This window comes from Streptomyces sp. SID12501 (genome assembly GCF_010550245.1).
GTDB lineage: Bacteria > Actinomycetota > Actinomycetes > Streptomycetales > Streptomycetaceae > Streptomyces.
The window spans coordinates 1-422 of the sequence record NZ_JAAGLU010000784.1; the positions used below are offsets into that span (position 1 = coordinate 1).

Below are 422 nucleotides of genomic sequence, written 5' to 3' on the forward strand. Positions count from 1 at the left end.
GCGGTGACCTCCAGCCCGGCTGCGTCATGCACAGCGACCGCGGGTCCGAGTACACATCCGGCGAATTCCGGCAGGCTATACAGGAGTTGGAACTGCGGCAGAGCATGGGACGAACCGGATCATGTTACGATAACGCCGCCGCCGAAAGCTTCTTCGGCGTACTCAAAGCGGAGATCGGCACCACCGTCTGGGAGAGCCACGAGGCCGCCCGCGCCGACGTCTTCCGCTTCATCGAGATCGAGTACAACCGCGCCAGGCTCCGCAAACACCCCGAGTTCGGATACCTCACCCCACTCGAAACCCGGACCCTGCTGCAGCAAGACCTCGTCCCCGCAGCGTAGCCATCTGCTGTCCAAGTTCACGGGGCCACTTCACCCGCTGTCCGTGGCCACCTTCGCCACCGCGCGGTCCACGCGCCGGGA

Annotated in this window: 1 protein-coding gene; it reads left to right on the plus strand. The window is 65.2% G+C overall.

Annotation, left to right across the window (positions count from 1 at the left end; translation table 11 throughout):
- Positions 1-341, plus strand: a 341-nt coding sequence (locus G3I71_RS48445; protein ID WP_164325358.1) for an integrase core domain-containing protein, incomplete at its 5' end; no start/stop codon positions are given.
- Positions 342-422: the final 81 nt, after the last annotated feature.